The organism is Phenylobacterium sp. P4_E10 (assembly GCF_056401675.1).
In genome coordinates this window covers 1-19,180 of sequence record NZ_JBFUIW010000015.1, presented here as the reverse complement: position 1 = coordinate 19,180, position 19,180 = coordinate 1, and the positions used below count along the sequence as shown (strand labels likewise).

Here is a 19,180-nt window from a genome sequence, read left to right as displayed (position 1 = left end):
AACTCCCCCAGCGGGGGAGCATCTAGTTCAATCATTCCTTTCCCTAGCGTCGCGCGCGATATGCTGCGCGACAAAGCCCAGGGAGCAGTCAAATGACCGACGCCTTTTCGACCGAGTGGACCTGTTTCGACGTCAGCCTGGACGGCCACGTCGCCCACATCCAGCTCAAGCGCCCCGAGGCGATGAACTCGATGGTCCGCGAGTTCTGGAACGAACTGCCGGTGATCGTGAAGGACATCGACCACAACGCCCGCGCCCGGGCGATCGTGATCTCCTCGACCGGCAAGCACTTCAGCGCCGGCATGGACCTGGCGGTGTTCGGCGGCGGCGGCTCGACCTCGCAGAACCAGAACCAGGACCGGCACATCAACGCCGAGCAGCAGCGCCATCATATCCTGTGGCTGCAGGACTGCTTCGGCTGTCTGGACGACGCGCGCATTCCGGTGATCGTCGCCATCCAGGGCGGCTGCATCGGCGGGGCGGTCGACATGACCAGCGCCTGCGACATCCGCTACGCCAGCGCCGACGCGTTCTTCTGCATCCAGGAGATCAACATCGGCATGACCGCCGACGTCGGAACCTTCCCGCGGCTGTGCAAGCTGATCCCCGAGGGCTGGGTGCGCGAGATGGCCTATACCGGCCGGCGGATGCCTGCGGCCAAGGCCAAGGAGATCGGCTGGGTCAACGAGGTGCTGCCGACCCACGAGGAATGCGTCGCCCACGCCCTGGCCACCGCCCATGAGATCGCCGCCAAGGCGCCGCTGGCCGTGACGGGGTCGAAGGTGATGATCAACTACGCCCGCGACCACACCATCAAGGACGGCCTGGACTACATCGCCGTCTGGCAGACCGGGATGTTCTCGGGCGCGCACATGGGCGAGGCCTTCAAGGCCAAGTCCGAGAAGCGCGAACCGGAATGGCAGGGCCTGCAGCCGCTGCGGCACGAGATGTAGGGCTTTAGATCCTCCCTCTCTGGGGGAGGTGACGCGCGAGGCGCGACGGAGGGGGCCTGCTGAGTCAGCAATCCCCCTCAGTCAGCCATTCGGCTGACAGCTCCCCCAGCGGGGGAGCAACTGAAGGACTAGACCTCCAGTTCGGCGCCGGTGAGGACGCAGTCGTCGAGCTTGGCGTCGGAGAGGTCGGCTTCCAGGAAGCGGGCCTTGACCGCATAGGCCTTGCGCAGGTCGCCGTGGCGCAGGTTGGCGCGGGAGAAGTCCGTGCGCATGAAGCGGCCGACGCCGATCTCCAGCGGGCCCAGCAGGGCGCCGCGGAGGTCGATCCGGGTCAGCTGGGCGTCGATCAGCTTGGCGCCGCGCAGGTCGGCCATGCGCAGGTTGGCCCCGCGCAGATCGCAGCGCGACAGGTCCGCGCCCTGCAGTTCCACGCCTTCCATATCGAGGCCGAAGAAGATCGAGCCTGGGGCGATCAGGCCCGAGAGCTTGCGGCGCTTGAGCGAGCGCAGCGGCCGGAAGTCGACGCCGGACAGGCGGGCCGGCGCACCGCTCGCACCCTGGCTGTCGCAGAACGCCTGGTGGGCGGCGAGCACCTGGGCCAGGGGCCGATCCTCGACATAGACCACCGCCGGCGGCGCGCGCAGCACGTCGGAGAGGTCGGCCCCTTCCACCGTGGCGAAGCTGAAGTCGACGCGGATCAGGATGGCCCGGCGCAGCGAGGCGCCCGAGAGGTCGGCCCCGGCCACGTCGGCCCCGGTGAGGTTGGCGCCGTCCAGCTTGGCCTTGATCAGGCGCGCCCCGCCGAGCTGGGCGTCGGTCAGGTTGGCGTCGGTGAAGTCGGTGGCCAGCGCCGAGGCGCCGGTCATCTGGGCGCCGGTGAGGTCGGCCCCCGCCAGGACGGCGAAGTTCAGCTCGCCCGGGCCGCCGGCGTGATCGAGATAGCGGAAGCCCTCGTTGCGGTCCTGCAGGGCGATGCGGCCTTCGCGCAGGTCGCAGCCCGCCAGGTTGGCCCCGGCGAGGTTGGCCCCGCGCAGCGAGGCGCCCCGAAGGTCGGCCTTGGAGAGGTCGGCGCGCCGCATGTCGGTGTCGCGCAGGTCGGCGCCGAACAGCACCGCTCCCGCCAGCTTGGCGTCCGAGAGCATCGCCCCGGACAGGCGCGCGCCGGTCAGGTCGGCCTCGCGCAGATCGATGCCGTCCAGCTTGAAGCAGGACAGGTCCGCATAGGTCAGGTTCGCCCGCCGGCCCCCGGTGCGGTGAGCCAGATAGCGGCGATGACCCTCCAGGATCTGTCGCAACGCCTGGGGCTCCAACGGCCGGAAGAGATTGGCGACTGCGGTCATTCGCACCAGTTTCAACTACGAAAGGCAGCAGTCTGGCGCATCGCGCTTAAGGAACGGTTGCCTGATTGTGGCTTAGCCGTGGCAATTTCTGGGGTTGAATGGGCCGCTCTACAGCCAGCCCTTCTTCTTGAACCACAAAAACGGGGCTACTCCGCTGATAACCATAAGCAACAGCGCCCACGGATATCCGAAAAGCCAGTGCAATTCTGGCATCTCGTCGAAGTTCATCCCGTAGATCGAGGCGACCAGCGTCGGCGGCAGGAACACCACCGCCACCACCGAGAAGAACTTGATGATGCTGTTCTGCTCGATGTTGATCAGGCCCAGCGCCGCATCCAGCAGGAAGGAAATGTGCCCGGACGTGAAGCTGGCGTGTTCGGTCAGGGCCTGGATGTCGTGCTGGACCGAGGTCAGGTGGCTGCGCCGGCTCTCGTCCTTCTGGAACTCGGGGGCCAGGGCCGCGAAGCTGGACAGCCGGCTCAACGACACCAGGCTCTTGCGGGCCATGGAGGTGATCGACTGGGCCCTCGCCAGGTCGGTCAGCAGCGGACCGAAGGCGGTGCTCGGCGGGCGGTTGAAGATCGCCACCGATGTCTCGTGCACCAGGCTGGACTGCAGCTCCAGCACCTCGGCCGACCGCTCGACGATGGCGTCCAGCAGCTCAAGCGCCGCCTCGCCGCCATCGGCGAGCGGGATGTGGTTGCAGCGCTGGGCGAAGATCGAGAACGCCCTCAGCGGCTCATAGCGGATGGTGATGAGCACGTCGGCCAGCAGCACGAAGGTCACCGGGGTGGCGACCGGGCGCGGCTCGTCGACACGGGCCAGCAGGGTGGCGGTGAGGAAGGTCGCGCCGCCCTCCTGGTAGAGCCGGGACGACGGCTCCAGGTGCGCGGTCTCCTCGCGGGTCGGCAGTTCGATCCCGTAGGCTTCTTCGACCGCGGTTTCTTCCTCGCGAGTCGGCGAGACGAGGTCGATCCAGATGACGTCGTCGGTCGGCCGCCAGCCCTTACTGATGGTCAGCGGGGCAAACCCGCGGGCGGCCCGACGAAGGAGATTCAGCATGGAGCGCTCCGCAAGCGTACTCGGACTCGTGTGCGGCGGTGCGCGCGAGGCGTCAAGCTGACGGTGCGGGATCTGCCGCCCGCATCGAGCGGGCAGCGAGGATCAGTTCGACTCGGTGGGGGGCTGCATCTGGGTCGCGGCCTGGATCAGGGCGGCGATGCGGTCGGTGGAGTCGGCGGCCTGGCTCAGCATCTGCAGCGGACCAGCGCCCGGACGGACCGCCGAGACGACCTGGTTGGCCGCGCCCTGGGCCACGGCCACGGCCGCGTTCTGGGCGTTGTTGAAGCGCGAGGAGGCCATCGTGAGGGCCTGGCCGTCCTGATAGATAAAGCCGTGGGTCGGATAGGTCGACGAGCCGAGATCGCGGATCGGGTCGTACCAGACCTTCACCTGGCTCCAGTCGCCCATCGGGGAGACGTCGATGACGGTGACGTCCTTCTCGATCTGGCCACGGGTCCCGCCGATGCGCGACCAATTGGCGTGGGTGATCTGAATGACGCGGTCGGTCAGCACCTGGCTGACCACGGCCACGTGGCCGAGACGCATATTGCCTGAGGGCTTAAAGCAGAGCACCGCGCCGGCCTTCGGGGTCACGCCGGTATCGTACTTGCCGACCGCCTGACGCCACCAGGTCCAGGCGTCGCCATAGATCTGAACGCCGGAAATCAGACGCGCGAAGGGAACGCACTGCCAGTAGGTATCGGCGACAGCGCTCGAGATCGGAGCGAAAATCATAACCGCAGCAGCGGCCAGGGAGCCAATCACGGCTCTCGGTCGTTTAAGCATGTTACGGGTACTCCCCCACGCGAACTGCGTAAGGGGTAACCATCCCGCGTCCGGATGAAAAGAGTCTTTACGCCCCTGCGGTGGAAGGTCGCCGTGCGTCCCACGAGTCGGCCCAGCCCTTCATGGCAGTACGGCAAGGCTTCTCGATAAGGTGATATGACGCAGCCGCCAGCGGAATGACTCCGCCGAGGAAAACTAACCACAGCCATAGGGGGAGGCGCTCATCGCTAAGCTCGAAAAGCTTGGCCGCAGCGTTCACGAATACAATCTTCCACGGCACGCAGACCATGTAGACCGAGTAGCTAATCTCGCCGAGATAAACGAGCGGCGTGTTACCGAATGTTTCAGACCCTGTTTGAGCCATGCCGGCCAAGAAGAAGATCAAACCGCCCAGCATGGTCACAATCGCGGCATCAGGGGCGCCGAAAGCCGCCAGAACAAGCACCGCGAGCGTCGAGGCGACCGCGCCAAGCGCTGCCGTAGAACGATTCTGCGAGGGCCGGGCGCGCCAGAGCGCATGCAGCGCGCAGCCATAGGCGAAGCACGGAACGATCCGTAGCGCGCCCCACTGGATGGTCGCCTGGGTCAGCGGAAAGCCCGCCAAATGCTGGAAGGCGGCGTAGAGGCCGACCAGGAAGCCGATCGCCAGGCCGAGCGCGGTGAGCGGCTTGTCCTTCAGGGCCAGGGCGCCCCAGGCGAAGACCGGAAAGGTCAGGTAGGCGAACCATTCGGCCGAGATCGACCAGGAGGGATGGTTGAAGGCCGCCTGCGGGGCCAGGCCCCAGGCCTGCAGCAGCAGCAGATTGGCCGGCAGCGACTCCCAGGAGAGGATGTTGGCGTCGATGCCGAAGCCGGCGAGCTGGGCGGCCAGGGCCAGGACGATCATGCCGATCAGGGTCGCCAGATGCAGCGGATAGACCCGCGCCAGCCGGTTCCACAGGAAGGAGCCGTAGCGGAAGCGCCCCTCCTCCAGGCTGGTCCGGTAGACGTGGCAGAGGATGAAGCCGGAGAGGACGAAGAACAGCTCGACGCCGAGATAGCCCTTCTGGACCAACGGCGGGATGGCGGCGTCGAGGTCGAGCTTGGGCCAATAGTGGAACAGCACCACCCAAGCCGCCGCGAAGAACCGCAGCGAGGTGAGTTGGCGGATGTTCGAGGCGTCGTTCATGGCGTCTTCGTCCCGTATCGGCGCCGTTCTCGGCGCCCTGTCGGGGCGAGTGCAACTCACGCACCAGGCGAGTCCGCCCCGGCTGGGACCATCGCGGCAAAGCCTGACCATTGAGTTACGCCTGGTTCCGTTGCTCCCCTCCTGGGGGAGCTGTCGGCCGAATGGCCGACTGAGGGGGACATTGGCTCAAGCGGGCAGTCCCCCTCCGTCTTGGCCCTGCGCGCCGATCCACCTCCCCCAACGGAGGAGGATCTAAGGCCTACGCCGCGCCAGTAATGTACCGGTCCCAGAAGCCCTCGGCGGGCTCGACCTGCTCGACCACGTCGACCCAGAGGCCGGACGGGTCGAAGAACCCGAAGCGCAGCTGGCCGAACGGTTCGCGGGTCAGCGGGTGGTCCGGCTTCAGTCCTCTGGCGTCACAATCCCTCAGCGCCTCTGCTGCGTCTTCGACCTGCAGCTCGAAGCACATGCCCTTGCCGGAGAAGGTCTCCGGGCCCGGCGGGGCCGAGGGATGGTCGGGATGCATGAAGGCCAGGGCGGCGCCGTCGGCGACCAGCAGGACGAACCAGTCGGCCTCGAAGGCGACCTCGAACCCAGGCGGGCGACCCAGAAGTCGCGGCATGCAAGCAGCTTCGGCGTGACGATGATCGGGTAGCGGTCGACGAACTTCATGCGTTCTCCCTTCTCAGCCTGCGGCGGCTCACCCGGTGTTCTTGCGGAGCTGAGCCGCAACCCTATCTCTCGCGGTTCAACCGCTTACAGAAACCACCAAGAGGAAACCGATGGACACCCTTATGACCTTGGCGAGCGATCCGGCCGTATGGGCCGCGCTGGTCACGCTGATCGTCATGGAGGTCGTTCTCGGGATCGACAATCTGGTCTTCATCTCGATCCTATCCAACAAGCTGCCGGTCGAGCAGCGCACCAAGGCCCGCCGCATCGGCATCAGCCTGGCGCTGATCATGCGCCTGGCGCTGCTCTCGACCCTGGCCTTCATCGTCGGCCTGACCGCGCCGGTGTTCCAGCTGCCCTACCACGGCGTGCTGGACGAGCACGGCAAGCCGGCCTGGGAGATGATCTTCTCCTGGCGCGACCTGATCCTGATCGGCGGCGGGCTGTTCTTGGTCTGGAAGGCGACCACCGAGATCCATCACAGCGTCGACCCGTCCCCGAACGATGACGTATTCGACGCCAAGAGCGCGGTGGCCAAGAACTTCGGTGCGGCGATCCTCCAGATCCTGCTGCTCGACCTGGTGTTCTCGATCGACTCGATCCTGACCGCCGTGGGCATGACCGACCACCTGCCGGTGATGGTCATCGCGGTGATCTTCGCCGTGGCCGTGATGATGCTGGCCGCCGACCCGCTGGCCAATTTCATCAACGACAACCCGACCGTGGTGATGCTGGCGCTGGGCTTCCTGCTGATGATCGGGACCGTGCTGATCGCCGACGGCTTCGGGGTGCATGTGCCCAAGGGCTACATCTACGCGGCCATGGCCTTCTCGGGTCTGGTCGAGGGTCTGAACATGTGGAGCCGCAACGCCGCGAAGAAACGTAACGTCGCCGCAACACGGACTGGCGACACCCCTGATAGGCTGCACTAGGATCTGAATCCCAAGGGACGGGCGATCATTCTTCCGCCCGTTCCTTCCAGATCTCAAAACTGATCTAGTCGCTGATATAAAACGATAATTTTGGGGGCGGCCTATTTTGGCCGCTACGGAAACGCTTTTGAACGAGCCGCACGTCCATACGGACGACGAGCGTCGGCTGACGCTGATCTCCGTGATGATCGTCTTCCTGCTGGCCGCCATGAGCCAGACGGTCATCGCCACCGCCATGCCGAGGATCGTCGGAGATCTGTCCGGCCTTCACCTCTATGCCTGGGCCACCACCGCCTATCTGCTGGCCTCCACGGTCATGGTGCCGATCTGGGGCAAGCTCGGCGACCTCTACGGCCGCAAATCTGTGCTGCTGACCGGGATCGGCCTGTTCCTGGCAGGATCGTGGCTGGCCGGGCTGTCGGGCGAGTTCGGCGATCTGCCGCTGATCGGCGGCGGCATGACCCAGCTGATCACCTTCCGCGCCATCCAGGGCATGGGAGGCGGGGCGCTGTTCACCACCGCCTTCGCGATCCTCGCCGACCTGTTCGCGCCGCGCGAGCGGGCCAAGTTCTCGGGCCTGTTCGGCTCGGTGTTCGGGATTTCCAGCATCTTCGGCCCGGTGGTCGGCGGGTTCTTCACAGACCACGGGACGGTGACCATCGCCGGGCACCTGATCGCCGGCTGGCGCTGGGTGTTCTTCTTCAACGTCCCGTTCGCGGCGGCCGCGATCCTGATGATCCTCTGGAAGATGCCCACCCTGCCCCGGCGCGGCGGCGGCGGCATCGACTGGTTCGGCGCGGCCCTGATCATCGCCGCCTTCGTGCCGCTGCTGCTGGCCATCACCTGGGGCGGGCGCGAGCATCCTTGGAGCTCGCCGCTAATCCTCGGCATGCTGGCCTGGTCGGGCCTGGCGCTGGCGGTCTTCGTCTATCTGGAGGGCAAGGTCCGCGAGCCGATCCTGCCGCTGGAGCTGTTCTCCAACCGCACCTTCGTCACCGCCAACGGCGCGGCCTTCGTCTATTCGATGGCGTTCATGGGGGTGTCGAGCTTCCTGCCGCTCTACATGCAGGTCGGGCTTGGCTATCCGGCCACCAAGAGCGGCCTGACCATGCTGGCGCTGATGGGCGGGTTCGTCTTCTCCTCGACGATCTGCGGCCAGCTGGTCACCCGCACCGGCCACTTCAAGCCGTTCATGATCGGCGGCGGGGCGATGCTGGTGCTGGGCGCGGCCTTGCTGTGCTTCATCGGCCCGGACATCACCACGCTCGACCTGGCCTGGCGGCTGCTGATCTTCGGCATCGGCCTGGGGCCCGGCCAGAGCCTGTTCAGCCTGGCGGTGCAGAACGACGTGCCGTTCCACCGGCTGGGGGTGGCGACCTCGTCCAGTCAGTTCGTCCGGCAGATCGGCTCGACAATGGGCGTGGCGCTGTTCGGGGCGCTACTGACCGCGGGGCTGGCCACCGAGCTTGGCCGGCACGCCGCCGAGCATCCCGGCGCGCAGGTGCGCAAGCTCGACCTCGGCGACCTGCAGCGGATGGCGCTGGACAAGACCCTGCACCCGGAACGCGCCGCGGCCCTGGCGGCCGATCCGGCGGCGCGTGAAACCGAGCGGACGATCCGCGAGAGCTTCTCGGTGGCCATCGTGCACGGGATGATGTTCAGCCTGGCCGTGCTGCTGGCCGGCTTCGTGCTGATGCTGATGGTGCCAGGCGCGCCGCTGCGCGAGCGGCCGACCGGACCACCGGCCGGGGCCGAGCCGAAACCGGCGGAGTAGCTCCTCCGATAGTTGCTCCCCCGCTGGGGGAGGATCCAGAGGAGTTCAGAGGAAGCTGTAGGGATCGACGTCGATGGCCACCCGGATGGCGCCGGGGGGCCGGACGCGGGCGCGCCAGGTGGCCAGGAAGGCCGAGAGGTCGACATTGCGGTCGGCGCGGATCAGGAACCGCTTGCGCCGGCGGCCGCGCACCAGGCCGAGCGGCGCATCGGCCGGACCGTAGACCTCGACCCCCTCGGCGTTGGGCGCCAGTTTGGCCATCTCGCGGGCGAAGGTCTCGAGCGCCGCGGCGTCCGGGCCCGACAGCACGATGGCCCCCAGCCTGCCGAACGGCGGCAGCTTCATGATCTCGCGCTCGGCCATCTCGGCCTCGACGAAGGCGTCGCGGTCCTGGGCCTTCAGCGCCTGCATCACCGAGTGCTCGGGGGCGTAGGTCTGCAGCAGGGCGCGGCCGGGACGGTCACGGCGCCCGGCGCGGCCGGTGGCCTGGGCCAGCAGCTGATAGGTGCGCTCGGCCGCCCGCAAGTCGCCGCCGCGCAGGCCGAGGTCGGCGTCGACCACCCCGACCAAGGTCAGCTTGGGGAAGTTGTGGCCCTTGGCGGCGGCCTGGGTGGCGACCAGGATGTCGATGTCGCCGTCGGCCATGGAGTCGACCAGGCGGCGGGCCTCCTTGGCGTCCCAGACGGTGTCGGACGAGAAAACCGCGATCCGCGCATCCGGGAACAGCAGCCGCGCCTCCTCCTCCACCCGTTCGACGCCCGGGCCGATCGAGGTGAGGCTGTCCTTGGCCCCGCAGTGCGGGCACTTGTCCGGCTTGGGCATTGAGAAGCCGGTCAGGTGGCAGACCAGTCGCCCTGAGTAGCGATGCTCGACCAGCCACGAGTCGGTGTCGGGTGAGGTCAGCTTCTCGCCGCAGGCCTTGCACAGCACCAGCGGGGCGTAGCCGCGACGGTTGAGGAACAGCAGGGTCTGCTCGCCGGCGGCCAGGGTCTCGCCCATCGCCTCGACCAGCGGCGGCGACAGCCAGCGGCCAGCGGCCGGCGGCGTCTCCTTCAGGTCGATCAGGGTGATGTCGGGCAGCCGCGCGGTCCCATGGCGCGAGGTGAGCTTCAGCCAGCGATAGCGGCCGATCTCGGCGTTGCGCAGGCTCTCCAGGGACGGCGTGGCCGAGGCCAGGATCACCCCGGCGCCCTCGATCTTGCCGCGCGCCACCGAGAGGTCCCGGGCCTGGTAGATGAAGCCCTCGTCCTGTTTGTAGGAGCCGTCGTGCTCCTCATCGACGACGATCAGGGCGAGCTTCACGAACGGCAGGAACAGAGCCGAGCGGGCGCCGATCACGATGCGCGCGCCGCCGGTGGCCACGGCGTCCCAGGTCTTGCGGCGCGTCGGCGGGGCGACGTCGGAATGCCACTCGGCCGGGCGGACGCCGAAGCGCTCGACGAAACGGGCGATCACCGCCTGGGTCAGGGCGATCTCCGGCAGCATGACCAGGACCTGGGCCTGCGGATCCTTGGCCAGGGCGGCGGCCACGGCTTCCAGATAGACCTCGGTCTTGCCCGATCCGGTGACCCCGTCGAGCAGGGCGACGTTGAACCCGCCCTCGGTGACCATCGCGGTCAGCGCATTGGCGGCGGCGGCCTGGCTGGCGTTGAGCTGGTGGCCGGCGCGAGCCAGGTCTGGCTCGGGGAAGCTGGCCGCCTCCTCGATGAGCCGCAGGACCAAGACGCCCTCGTCGACCAGGCCCTTGACCACGCCGGCCGAGACGCCTGCGGCGCGCGCCAGCTCGCCCGGCGCCTGCGGGCCGGCGGCAGCGGCCTCCAGCACCTTGGCGCGGGCCGGGGTCGAGCGGGCGGGCAGGACGCCGGTCGCTTCCAGCAGCTTCTGCGGTTTGGCCTTGGGCGCGCGGGCGCCGCGGATGGCGATGGCCAGCGGCTGGCCGGGCGCATCGACGGAATAGCGGGCCGCCCACTGGACGAACTCGATCGCGCCGGGCGGCAGCGGCGGGGAATCGAGCTTGCTCTCCAGCGGCTTCAGCGGCCGGTTGCCGCCCGCGGCCTCGCGCAGCGCCACGACGACACCGCGCAGCAACCGAGGGCCGAGCGGGGCGGCGACCTGGTCGCCGACGACAAGCTCCATCCCCTCCGGCTCGGCGTAGTCGAACGCCTCGGGCAGCGGCATGGGGAGAAGGACGGAGGCGATGCGGCTCATGGCCCCGTCCACATAGGCTGGTCCGGGAGGGCCGCAACCGCTAAAGAGCGCCGGAAACTCCGCGCCAGAAGGTCACCCATGCAGCTCTTCCTCGACACCACCGACATCGGCCTGCTCAAGGAGCTCACCGCCACCGGCCTGGTGGACGGGGTGACCACCAATCCGACCCTGATCGCCAAGTCCGGCCGCCCCATGCTGGAGGTCATCGCTGAGATTTGCGAGCTCGTCGAGGGCCCGGTCAGCGCCGAGGTCGCCTCGACCGAGGTCGAAGGCATGCTGGCCGAGGGCGCCAAGCTCGCCGGGATCGCGCAGAACGTGGTGGTGAAGCTGCCGCTGACCCGCGCCGGTCTGATCGCGACCGCGGAGTTCGCGGTACAGGGCATCGCCACCAACGTCACCCTTTGCTTCTCCGCGGCCCAGGCGCTGCTCGCGGCCAAGGCCGGGGCCTCGTACATCTCGCCGTTCATCGGCCGGCTGGACGACTACGGCGCGGACGGCATGGACCTGATCGCCGAGATCCGGGCCATCTACGACAACTATGGTTTCGACACCGAAATCCTCGCCGCCTCGATCCGCACGCCGGCCCACGTGACCGCCGCGGCCCTGGCCGGCGCCGATTGCGCGACCATCCCGCCCACTGTTTTCGCTGACCTCTTCAAGCACCCGTTAACCGAAAAGGGTCTTGAACAGTTCATGAGCGACTGGGCCAAGACGGGCCAGTCCATCCTGTAGAAAGTCAGGCGGGGGCGGGCATGGAAGGCGGGGCGAAGACGAAGGACAGTTCTCTCGACCCGCACGCGGTTCGCCGCTTCCTGTCCGACAACCCCGATTTCCTGAGCGCCGATCCGTCGCTGCTGGCCGAGCTCGGCCTGCGGCCGGACGCGGCCAATGTGGTGGACTTCGGTCCGGCCGCCCTGGCCCGGGTGCATGAGGCGCACAAGCGCGAGTCCAGCGCCCGCAAGCACCTGGAAGCCACGGCCCGCGCCAACTTCGCGGCCCAGGCCCAGACCCACGGCGCGGTGGTCGACATGCTCGACTCCCGCAACCACGCCGACCTGGCCCGCCGGGTCGACGAGCTGGCTCAGCTGCGCTTTGGCCTGGTGGCCGGCGTGGTCGCCCTGGAAGGACCTGAACGCACCCCGGCCGGCTGGCGGATGCTGATCGAAGGCCAGATCGACATGATCATCGGCCATGACCGCGTGGCGCTGATGGGCTTCGAGCCGGTAGCGCTGGGCCTGTTCGGCGACCGGGCCGGCGAGGTCCGCTCCATGGCCATGGTCCGCATGGCGATCTGGGAGCCGTCGCGCGAGGGCCTGCTGGCCTTCGGCTCGGCCGACGAGAACGGCTTCACCGAGGACATGGGCGTCGAGCTGGTCGCCTTCCTGGCCCGCGTGGTCGAGCGCACGGCGGAGCGGTGGCCGGTCCTGTGACCAGCGCCCGCCAGGCTCTGGCCCTATGGCTGGAGCACCTGGCCAAGGAACGCCGCGCCTCGCCGCGCACGGTCGAGGCCTACGCCTTCGCCGGCGGCCGCTACATCAGCTTTCTTGAACGGCACCGTGGCGAGGCCCTGAGCCTGGCCGACATGGGCGCCCTGGCCCCCAGCGAGATCCGCGCCTGGCTGGCCCATCTGCGGCAGGGCGACCACCCGCTGTCGCCGCGCTCGCTCTCGCAGTCGCTGTCGGCGATCCGGACCTTTCACCGGTTCATGGATCGGCGGCTGGATACGCCCAACGCCGCCATCGCCCTGGTGCGCGGTCCGCGGGTGGTCCCCTCCGCCCCGCGCCCAGTCAGCGAAGACCAGGCGGTCGGGCTGATCGCCGAGCCTGCCTTCGATCCCGACCGCGACGACTGGGAGGTCAGCCGAGACCAGGCGGTGCTGACCCTGCTCTATGGCTGCGGCCTGCGGATCTCCGAGGCCCTGTCGCTGAAGCGGTCCGATGCGCCGGTCCCCGAGACGCTGCGCATCCTGGGCAAGGGCGGCAAGACCCGGATCGTCCCCGTGCTGCCGGCGGTGCGCGAGGCCATCGACGCCTATGTCGCCGACATGCCGTTCGTGCTGGAGGCCGACGAGCCGCTGTTCCGCGCCAAGCGTGGCGGCCCGCTCAGCCCGCGGCACGTACAGGCCACCGTGCAGGGGCTGCGCGGCCGGTTGGGCCTGCCCGACAGCGCCACGCCGCACGCCCTGCGCCACTCGTTCGCCACCCACCTGCTGGGGGCCGGGGCAGACCTGCGCTCGATCCAGGAACTGCTGGGCCACGCTTCGCTGTCCACCACCCAGCGCTACACCGAGGTCGACGCCGCCTCGCTGCTCAGCGCCTACGCCAAGGCCCATCCGCACGCGTAGGGACGGGGCGCCGCCACTGGCAGCGCCCGTATTGCTTGACTAGGCGTAGATGTCGGACTTGCGGCGATTGGCGCGAACCATCGATCCGGCCGCCGCGAAGCCGACGATCATCATCGCCCAGGTCGCCGGTTCCGGCACGGCCGAGCCGACGACCGCGGAGCCGTCGAGGAGGATCTGGGCGGCCGGACGGCCGAGATCAGCAGCCGTTCTTGCCGAACAGGTCCGACAGGTGAGCTAGCCGCTGCTCCTCCGGTCCGGGCGCGCTCGCGGGCGCGGCCGCAGAAGGGACGGCAGGGACGGAACCGGCCTGCACGCCCTGCAATGCGCCGTTCAATGCGAGCTGAGTCATCATGCCGCCGCGCCCGCCGAGCAACGAGGGGGCCATGCTCAGGGCGCCGCCCGCAAGACCCTTCAGAAGGCCCTTCGTCGCGCGCGCCTGGCTTTCGCGCTTGGCCGCAGCCTCACGCGCCGTCCCGGCCGCGGCGGTCAGGGCGTTGATCTCGGCCGCCAGCTTCTCGCAGCTCAACTGGCTGTCGCCGACCCGGACGATGTCGGCAGGCGTGTCGGCGCGGCCCACGCCAGGGAGGGCGAAGGCGAGCAGCAAGACGGAGACGATGGATTTCATTTGGAGCCCTCATGGCATAGCGGCGCCCTGACATGTCGGTTTCCGGGCGCGGGTGGAGCGCAAGCCATAGGCGCCGGGCTTGCGACCGACGGCGATCATCGACCAGGGCGGACCCTGGAGCGATCAAGGCGGACGCCAGTCCCTGGGCGGCGAGCTAAGCTGACGGAATACAATCACGCATGGCGGAGGGCTCGTGCATGGCGGCCGCGCTGGACTTCAGGCATCGGGGGTTACGGGAGGCCATGGTGCTGACCGTGGGCCTGACGCTCATGTCCTATGTCGTCTTCGTCGCCTCCCCGATGGCTGACGGCGCGCCGATAGCGGGACTGTACTACGGCGTGCTCGGGGTCTCGGTCCTGCCGGGGCTGGTGCTGCTGCCGGCGTTCTTCTTCTTCATTCGCGCCATCGAACCCTGGCCACGGGTGGGCAAGATCGTGACCATCAGCGTGGTTGCGCTCGCCCTGGCCATCCTGCACGCGGTTCTCGACGTCTCGCTCGTCGGGGTCTTCATCCGCGCCGTCGCTCCTGACCGCCCAAGCTTCATTTCGATCGGCGGCAGCGTCGTCATCTATGTCTGGGTCTACGGCATGTTCGCCGCCGTCGTCGGCCTGATGCTGTCCAACCTTGCCGTCCAGCACCGCGAACGTCTGCTGGCCGAGGCCCGCGAGGCCGCGCATCAAGCGCAGATGGCGGCGCTGCGCTTCCAGCTCAACCCGCATTTCATGTTCAACACCCTGAACGCCATCTCCTCGCTCATCGTCACGCGCCACAACGACCAAGCCGAGGCGATGATGGACAAGCTGTCCGACTTCCTGCGCGCCACCCTGACCTCTGATCCGCACCAGTTCGTTTCGCTTGAGGACGAGCTGGACACCTTGCGAGCCTATCTCGACATCGAGCGGGTCCGGTTCGGCGAGCGCCTCGTCGTCGAAATCGAGTGCCCTGCCGACCTGCGCCTGGCGTGCGTGCCCAGCTTCATGCTTCAGCCCCTAGTCGAGAACGCCATCAAGTACGCGGTGGCGCCCTCGCGGGCCCCGGTCACCATCCGGGTCGTCGCCTTGGCGCTCTCGTCGCAGCTGATCCTCAGCGTGGAAGACGAGAGCGCGGCCGCGCGCGCCTGGCCGCCTGCGGCCGGCGGGCCCGGCGTCGGCCTGCCCAATCTGCGCAGTCGTCTGGCGGTTCTTTACGGCGACCGCGGGGGGTTGGTGAGCGGGCCGCGCGAGCGGGGCTATCGGTGCATGGTCACCTTGCCGCTCGACCTGTTCGCCATTCGGGAGGCCGCAGAGTGACGCTCCGCATGCTGCTGGTGGATGACGAGCCCCTGGCCCTGGCCCGGGTGTCGGCCGCGCTGGAGGGATTCAGCGACGTGACCGTCGTCGGCAATGCGCAGGATGGGAGGGAAGCCGTCGACAAGATCGCCGCCCTGTCGCCGGACCTGGTGCTGCTCGACATCCAGATGCCGAACCTGGACGGATTGGGCGTAGCCGCCGCCCTGGAGGGAGCCGACCGCCCCGAGGTGATCTTTATCACCGCCTTCGATCACTACGCAGCGGACGCCTTCGAGGTGGAGGCTGTCGACTATCTGCTGAAACCCGTGAAGTTCGAACGGCTGCGGCTGGCAGTGGACCGGGCGCGGCGGCGACGCGAGATGCAGCAGGCCAGCGGGCGCGCCGCGGAGCTCGAGACCCTCATCGGCCAGCTCCGCGCGGGCGACCCCGCCGGAGACTTCGACACCGAGTTCTGGGCGCCGACGCTGCAGGGCGTAAAGCGGATACCCGTGGAGAGCATCGACTGGATCGAGGCCGCCCGCGACTATGTACTGCTGCACACCTCCACCCGCAGCCACCTCTACCGCGCGACCATGGCCGGACTGGAGCGGCGACTGGATCCGCAGGTGATGATGCGCGTCCACAGATCGAGCTTCGTACGGCCCGGGGCGGTGGCCGAGATCCAACGCCAGGGAAAGGGGCTCTACGCTCTCAAGCTGCACGACGGGGCGGTCATCCAGGTGGGGCCGACCTATGCGACGGCGCTGCTCGCGGCCCTGAAGGTGGAGATGCGGCGCGTGGAGGCCTAGGGCCCGGCGCTCGACAGCCCTTGCTTTGCGTGGTGGTCTTGCGGTCCTGCAATCGGGGGATGCGAGAATGCTGCGCTGGCTTGGTCGAACTCTGGCTGTCGTCCTGCTTGCCGGGGCGAGCGCCGCCGGCGCTCAACAGCCTCCCGAAACGCCGCAATCGACGATCGGCTACGACAGCGTCGAGGCGGCGATGAACGATCTGGGCGCGAAGCCCTCCGTCAAGCGCAGCAGCCAGAACGGTTGGCTGATCGCGGCCGACGACGCCACGCGCACCGTCTGGTCGTTCGCCCCGCCCGGACATCCCGCCTACCCGACGGTGGTGAGGCGCCAGGTGGCGCAGGGCGCCGGCGGTCTCGACATCGCCATGGCCGTGCGCTGCGAAGCGGCGAAGCCGGACTGCGACGAGCTGGCGCGGACGTTCGCGCAGATGAGCGGGTTCGATATGCCGCGGTAGCGGCCTTGCGGCGACATCCCAGTCTTCGACTGCGCCGAAACCGGGACGCGGCCTAACGCGGACGCGCGAAGCGGCCGTCGCCCTGGACGTTTTCACGGACCACGGTGGAGACGGCGCAGCCGCCGATCGAGCGCATGACGGTGAGCTGGAGGTCGGCTCTGGGCAGGCTGCCCAGGGTCTGCGCGCCGGAGTCTCCGCGGCGGTCCTGCGGCCGGAGCAGCAAGGCCGGGCTCTTGTCGGAGACTTCCATCGCGCCTTCGGCCGGGCAGGTCCGGGCCGGCGGAGGGGCGGCCGTCGCCATCGTGGCGGCAGCCAGAAGCGCGGAAACAACCATGGCGGTTCTCCTTCGCGAGGAGTCTACCGCCGGCTGCTTCCGCGCAAAAGTTAACTCGTCGTCAGGCCTGCATGGTCCAGCCCTCGACGCCCATGGCGGCCTGACGGCCGGCTTCCGAGCGGGTCGGGTGCGGATGGCAGACGCGGGCGATGTCCTCGCTGGCGGCCTTGAACGCCATGGCCACGCAGTATTCGCCGATCATCTCGCCGGCCTGCGGGCCGACGATGTGGACGCCGAGGATCTCGTCGGTCTTGGCGTCGGCCAGAACCTTCGCGAAGCCTTCGGTCTCGTGGTTGATCTTGGCGCGGCTGTTGGCGGTGAACGGGAACTTGCCGACCTTGTAGGCGACGCCCGCTTCCTTCAGCTGCTCCTCGGTCTGACCGACCCAGGCGACTTCCGGGTAGGTGTAAACGACGCTGGGGACCAGGTTGTAGTCCACGTGGCCGTACTTGCCGGCGATCATCTCGATGCAGGCGACCGAGTCTTCCTCGGCCTTGTGGGCCAGCATCGGGCCGAGAATGGCGTCTCCGATCGCCCAGACGCCGGGCGCCGAAGTCTTGAAGTGGTCGGTCGGGATGAAGCCGCGCTTGTCGAGCGCGACGCCGACGTTCTCCAGGCCCAGGCCTTCGGTGTAGGGACGGCGGCCGATGGCGACCAGCACGTAGTCGGCTTCCAGGGTCTGCGCCGCGCCGCCGGCCACCGGCTCGACGGTCAGGCTGACGCCCTTCTTGGAGGCGGTCGCGCCGGTCACCTTGGCGCCCAGCTTGAACTCGACGCCCTGCTTGGTCAGCGAGCGCTGGAAGGTCTTGGCGGTTTCGGTGTCCATGCCGGGCGTGATGCGGTCGAGGAATTCGACCACGGTCACCTTCGAGCCGAGGCGGCGCCACACCGAGCCCAGCTCCAGACCGATGATGCCGGCGCCGATGACGATCAGGCTGCCCGGCACTTCCGGCAGCGACAGGGCGCCCGTGGAGTCGACGATACGCTCCTGGTCGATGGTCACGCCGGGCAGCGGGGTCGGCTCCGAGCCGGTGGCGATGACGATGTTCTTGGCTTCCAGGCTGGTCACCGAGCCGTCCTCGGCGGTGACGTCGACCCTGCCGGGGCCGGTGATCTTGCCCGCGCCCTTGATCCACTCGACCTTGTTCTTCTTGAACAGGAACTCGATGCCCTTGGTCAGGGCGGTCACCGACTCGCCCTTCTGCTTCATCATCTGCACCAGGTTCAGCTTCGGCTTCACCTCGATGCCGAGGGTGGCGAAATCGCCTCCGGCGGCTTCGTAGAGTTCCGAGGCGTGCAGCAGGGCCTTGGACGGCATGCAGCCGACATTGAGGCAGGTGCCGCCGAGGGTGACGCGCTTTTCGATCACCGCGACCTTGAGGCCCAGCTGGCCAGCGCGAATGCCGGCGTTGTAGCCGCCCGGGCCGCCGCCGATGATGATGACGTCGTATTGAGCCATGCTCTTCCAGTCCTTAGCAAAACGGCGAGGCGTGAAGCCCCGCCGTCATGAAATGCGTTCGCCGAGATCGGCGCGAATTAGACGTCCAGCAGCAGGCGCTGCGGGTCTTCGATGGCTTCCTTGACCTTCACCAGGAAGGTCACCGCGCCCTGGCCGTCGACGATGCGGTGATCGTAGCTGAGCGCCAGGTACATCATCGGGCGGATCACCACCTGGCCGTTCACGGCCATCGGGCGTTCCTGGATCTTGTGCATGCCCAGGATGCCCGATTGCGGGGCGTTGAGGATCGGGGTCGACATCAGCGAGCCGTAGACGCCGCCGTTCGAGATGGTGAAGGTGCCGCCCTGCAGGTCCTCGAGGGCCAGTTGGCCGTCGCGGGCCTTCTTGCCCAGGGCGCCGATGCCCTTTTCGATGCCCGACAGCGACAGCACGTCGGCGTCACGCAGCACCGGAACCACCAGGCCCTTCTCGGTGCCGACGGCGACGCCGATGTCGTAGTGGTTCTTGTAGATCACGTCGGTGCCGTCGATCTCGGCGTTGACGTCCGGCACGTGCTTGAGGCCGTGGATCACGGCCTTCACGAAGAAGCTCATGAAGCCGAGCTTCACGCCGTGGCTCTTCTCGAAGCCGTCCTTGTACTGGTTGCGCAGGGCCATGACCGCGCTCATGTCGACCTCGTTGAAGGTCGTGAGCATGGCCGCGGCGTTCTGGGCTTCCTTCAGGCGGCGCGCGATGGTCTGGCGCAGGCGGGTCATGCGGACCCGCTCTTCACGTTCGTGGATCTCACGCGGCGCGGCCGGGGCGGCGGGCGCCGCCGGGGCGTTGGCGCGGGCTTCCAGCGCGGCCAGGGCGTCGCCCTTGGTCACGCGGCCGCCCTTGCCCGAACCGGCGATCGAGCCGGCGTCGAGGCTGTTCTCGGCGACGATGCGCTGGGCCGAGGGGGCCAGCGGCGCGGCGGCGGCCGGAGCCGCGACGGGCGCCGGGGTCGGCGC

At 68.4% G+C, this 19,180-nt stretch carries 18 protein-coding genes and 2 pseudogenes; 9 read left to right on the top strand and 11 right to left on the bottom strand.

Annotated features, from left to right (window positions below; all coding sequences use genetic code 11):
• Positions 1–92 precede the first annotated feature (92 nt).
• A complete protein-coding gene (locus AC1DQJ_RS16600) occupies positions 93–953 on the top strand; it encodes a crotonase/enoyl-CoA hydratase family protein (RefSeq protein ID WP_477605268.1) in 861 nt (286 codons plus the stop codon).
• A 128-nt stretch (positions 954–1,081) separates the two neighbouring features.
• Here AC1DQJ_RS16600 and AC1DQJ_RS16595 read toward each other — a convergent pair whose 3' ends face one another.
• The 5 genes from AC1DQJ_RS16595 to AC1DQJ_RS16575 form a co-directional block, all read right to left on the bottom strand.
• Positions 1,082–2,293, bottom strand: a complete 1,212-nt coding sequence (locus tag AC1DQJ_RS16595; RefSeq protein ID WP_477605266.1) for a pentapeptide repeat-containing protein — start codon at positions 2,291–2,293, stop codon at positions 1,082–1,084.
• Positions 2,294–2,401: 108 nt separating this feature from the next.
• A complete protein-coding gene (locus AC1DQJ_RS16590) occupies positions 2,402–3,355 on the bottom strand; it encodes a magnesium transporter CorA family protein (protein WP_477605264.1) in 954 nt (317 codons plus the stop codon).
• Between the two features lie 102 nt (positions 3,356–3,457).
• A complete protein-coding gene (locus AC1DQJ_RS16585; RefSeq protein WP_477605262.1) occupies positions 3,458–4,141 on the bottom strand; it encodes a CHAP domain-containing protein in 684 nt (227 codons plus the stop codon).
• 67 nt (positions 4,142–4,208) lie between these two features.
• Entirely contained in the window at positions 4,209–5,309 is a 1,101-nt protein-coding gene (locus AC1DQJ_RS16580) for an acyltransferase family protein (protein WP_477605260.1), read from the bottom strand.
• 259 nt (positions 5,310–5,568) lie between these two features.
• Entirely contained in the window at positions 5,569–5,931 is a 363-nt protein-coding gene (locus AC1DQJ_RS16575; RefSeq protein WP_477605258.1) for a VOC family protein, read from the bottom strand.
• 160 nt (positions 5,932–6,091) lie between these two features.
• Here AC1DQJ_RS16575 and AC1DQJ_RS16570 point away from each other — a divergent pair, with 160 nt between their 5' ends.
• Both AC1DQJ_RS16570 and AC1DQJ_RS16565 read left to right on the top strand, forming a co-directional pair.
• Positions 6,092–6,913, top strand: a complete 822-nt coding sequence (locus AC1DQJ_RS16570; RefSeq protein WP_477605256.1) for a TerC family protein — start codon at positions 6,092–6,094, stop codon at positions 6,911–6,913.
• 127 nt (positions 6,914–7,040) lie between these two features.
• A complete protein-coding gene (locus tag AC1DQJ_RS16565) occupies positions 7,041–8,687 on the top strand; it encodes an MDR family MFS transporter (protein WP_477605254.1) in 1,647 nt (548 codons plus the stop codon).
• Between the two features lie 45 nt (positions 8,688–8,732).
• On the opposite strand, the gene AC1DQJ_RS16560 is transcribed toward AC1DQJ_RS16565, so the two are convergent.
• Complete coding sequence (locus tag AC1DQJ_RS16560) at positions 8,733–10,895, bottom strand: primosomal protein N' (RefSeq protein ID WP_477605252.1); 2,163 nt, start codon at positions 10,893–10,895, stop codon at positions 8,733–8,735.
• Positions 10,896–10,973: 78 nt separating this feature from the next.
• On the opposite strand from AC1DQJ_RS16560, the gene fsa reads away from it, so the two are divergent.
• The 3 genes from fsa to AC1DQJ_RS16545 are packed head-to-tail and all read left to right on the top strand — an operon-like array spanning position 10,974 to position 13,239.
• Positions 10,974–11,627: a fructose-6-phosphate aldolase gene (gene fsa / locus AC1DQJ_RS16555; RefSeq protein ID WP_477605250.1), complete on the top strand. Its 654-nt coding sequence runs from the start codon at positions 10,974–10,976 to the stop codon at positions 11,625–11,627.
• A gap of 20 nt (positions 11,628–11,647) precedes the next feature.
• The gene (locus AC1DQJ_RS16550) at positions 11,648–12,325 is read left to right on the top strand and encodes a DUF484 family protein (protein WP_477605248.1); all 678 of its coding nucleotides are present in this window, start codon (positions 11,648–11,650) and stop codon (positions 12,323–12,325) included.
• On the top strand, positions 12,310–13,239 hold the full coding sequence (locus AC1DQJ_RS16545; RefSeq protein ID WP_477605246.1) for a tyrosine recombinase XerC: 930 nt from the start codon (positions 12,310–12,312) through the stop codon (positions 13,237–13,239). The genes AC1DQJ_RS16550 and AC1DQJ_RS16545 overlap by 16 nt, the downstream gene beginning before the upstream one ends.
• Before the next feature lie 39 nt (positions 13,240–13,278).
• On the opposite strand, the pseudogene AC1DQJ_RS16540 reads toward AC1DQJ_RS16545, so the two are convergent.
• Together AC1DQJ_RS16540 and AC1DQJ_RS16535 are read right to left on the bottom strand one after the other, a co-directional pair.
• Positions 13,279–13,392: pseudogene (locus tag AC1DQJ_RS16540) on the bottom strand (PEPxxWA-CTERM sorting domain-containing protein); the annotation flags it as partial.
• 43 nt (positions 13,393–13,435) lie between these two features.
• Positions 13,436–13,864 carry a hypothetical protein gene (locus tag AC1DQJ_RS16535; protein ID WP_477605244.1) on the bottom strand — a complete coding sequence of 143 codons (429 nt, stop codon included), beginning with the start codon at positions 13,862–13,864 and terminating at the stop codon, positions 13,436–13,438.
• A gap of 197 nt (positions 13,865–14,061) precedes the next feature.
• On the opposite strand from AC1DQJ_RS16535, the gene AC1DQJ_RS16530 reads away from it, so the two are divergent.
• The 3 genes from AC1DQJ_RS16530 to AC1DQJ_RS16520 all read left to right on the top strand — a co-directional run bounded on the left by AC1DQJ_RS16530 (position 14,062) and on the right by AC1DQJ_RS16520 (position 16,395).
• The gene (locus tag AC1DQJ_RS16530; RefSeq protein ID WP_477605242.1) at positions 14,062–15,153 is read left to right on the top strand and encodes a sensor histidine kinase; all 1,092 of its coding nucleotides are present in this window, start codon (positions 14,062–14,064) and stop codon (positions 15,151–15,153) included.
• The gene (locus AC1DQJ_RS16525) at positions 15,150–15,941 is read left to right on the top strand and encodes a LytR/AlgR family response regulator transcription factor (protein ID WP_477605240.1); all 792 of its coding nucleotides are present in this window, start codon (positions 15,150–15,152) and stop codon (positions 15,939–15,941) included. The genes AC1DQJ_RS16530 and AC1DQJ_RS16525 overlap by 4 nt, the downstream gene beginning before the upstream one ends.
• A gap of 67 nt (positions 15,942–16,008) precedes the next feature.
• The gene (locus AC1DQJ_RS16520; protein ID WP_477605238.1) at positions 16,009–16,395 is read left to right on the top strand and encodes a hypothetical protein; all 387 of its coding nucleotides are present in this window, start codon (positions 16,009–16,011) and stop codon (positions 16,393–16,395) included.
• 52 nt (positions 16,396–16,447) lie between these two features.
• Here AC1DQJ_RS16520 and AC1DQJ_RS16515 read toward each other — a convergent pair whose 3' ends face one another.
• The 3 genes and pseudogenes from AC1DQJ_RS16515 to odhB form a co-directional block, all read right to left on the bottom strand.
• Positions 16,448–16,729 carry a hypothetical protein gene (locus AC1DQJ_RS16515; protein ID WP_477605236.1) on the bottom strand — a complete coding sequence of 94 codons (282 nt, stop codon included), beginning with the start codon at positions 16,727–16,729 and terminating at the stop codon, positions 16,448–16,450.
• A 61-nt stretch (positions 16,730–16,790) separates the two neighbouring features.
• Positions 16,791–18,203, bottom strand: a pseudogene (lpdA, locus tag AC1DQJ_RS16510) (dihydrolipoyl dehydrogenase); the annotation flags it as partial.
• A gap of 62 nt (positions 18,204–18,265) precedes the next feature.
• Positions 18,266–19,180: 2-oxoglutarate dehydrogenase complex dihydrolipoyllysine-residue succinyltransferase (gene odhB, locus AC1DQJ_RS16505; protein ID WP_477605234.1), on the bottom strand; the 915-nt coding region annotated here is incomplete at its 5' end.

What these genes read in the sequence shown, in the direction of transcription:
- AC1DQJ_RS16520 (WP_477605238.1), top strand. Translation starts at nt 16,009, where the DNA reads ATGCTGCGCTGGCTTGGTCGAACTCTGGCTGTCGTCCTGCTTGCCGGG.
- AC1DQJ_RS16530 (WP_477605242.1), top strand. Translation starts at nt 14,062, where the DNA reads ATGGCGGCCGCGCTGGACTTCAGGCATCGGGGGTTACGGGAGGCCATG.
- AC1DQJ_RS16600 (WP_477605268.1), top strand. Translation starts at nt 93, where the DNA reads ATGACCGACGCCTTTTCGACCGAGTGGACCTGTTTCGACGTCAGCCTG.
- AC1DQJ_RS16550 (WP_477605248.1), top strand. Translation starts at nt 11,648, where the DNA reads ATGGAAGGCGGGGCGAAGACGAAGGACAGTTCTCTCGACCCGCACGCG.
- AC1DQJ_RS16515 (WP_477605236.1), bottom strand. Translation starts at nt 16,729, where the DNA reads ATGGTTGTTTCCGCGCTTCTGGCTGCCGCCACGATGGCGACGGCCGCC.
- AC1DQJ_RS16570 (WP_477605256.1), top strand. Translation starts at nt 6,092, where the DNA reads ATGGACACCCTTATGACCTTGGCGAGCGATCCGGCCGTATGGGCCGCG.
- fsa (WP_477605250.1), top strand. Translation starts at nt 10,974, where the DNA reads ATGCAGCTCTTCCTCGACACCACCGACATCGGCCTGCTCAAGGAGCTC.
- AC1DQJ_RS16595 (WP_477605266.1), bottom strand. Translation starts at nt 2,293, where the DNA reads ATGACCGCAGTCGCCAATCTCTTCCGGCCGTTGGAGCCCCAGGCGTTG.
- AC1DQJ_RS16585 (WP_477605262.1), bottom strand. Translation starts at nt 4,141, where the DNA reads ATGCTTAAACGACCGAGAGCCGTGATTGGCTCCCTGGCCGCTGCTGCG.
- AC1DQJ_RS16590 (WP_477605264.1), bottom strand. Translation starts at nt 3,355, where the DNA reads ATGCTGAATCTCCTTCGTCGGGCCGCCCGCGGGTTTGCCCCGCTGACC.
- AC1DQJ_RS16535 (WP_477605244.1), bottom strand. Translation starts at nt 13,864, where the DNA reads ATGAAATCCATCGTCTCCGTCTTGCTGCTCGCCTTCGCCCTCCCTGGC.
- AC1DQJ_RS16580 (WP_477605260.1), bottom strand. Translation starts at nt 5,309, where the DNA reads ATGAACGACGCCTCGAACATCCGCCAACTCACCTCGCTGCGGTTCTTC.
- AC1DQJ_RS16560 (WP_477605252.1), bottom strand. Translation starts at nt 10,895, where the DNA reads ATGAGCCGCATCGCCTCCGTCCTTCTCCCCATGCCGCTGCCCGAGGCG.
- AC1DQJ_RS16575 (WP_477605258.1), bottom strand. Translation starts at nt 5,931, where the DNA reads ATGCCGCGACTTCTGGGTCGCCCGCCTGGGTTCGAGGTCGCCTTCGAG.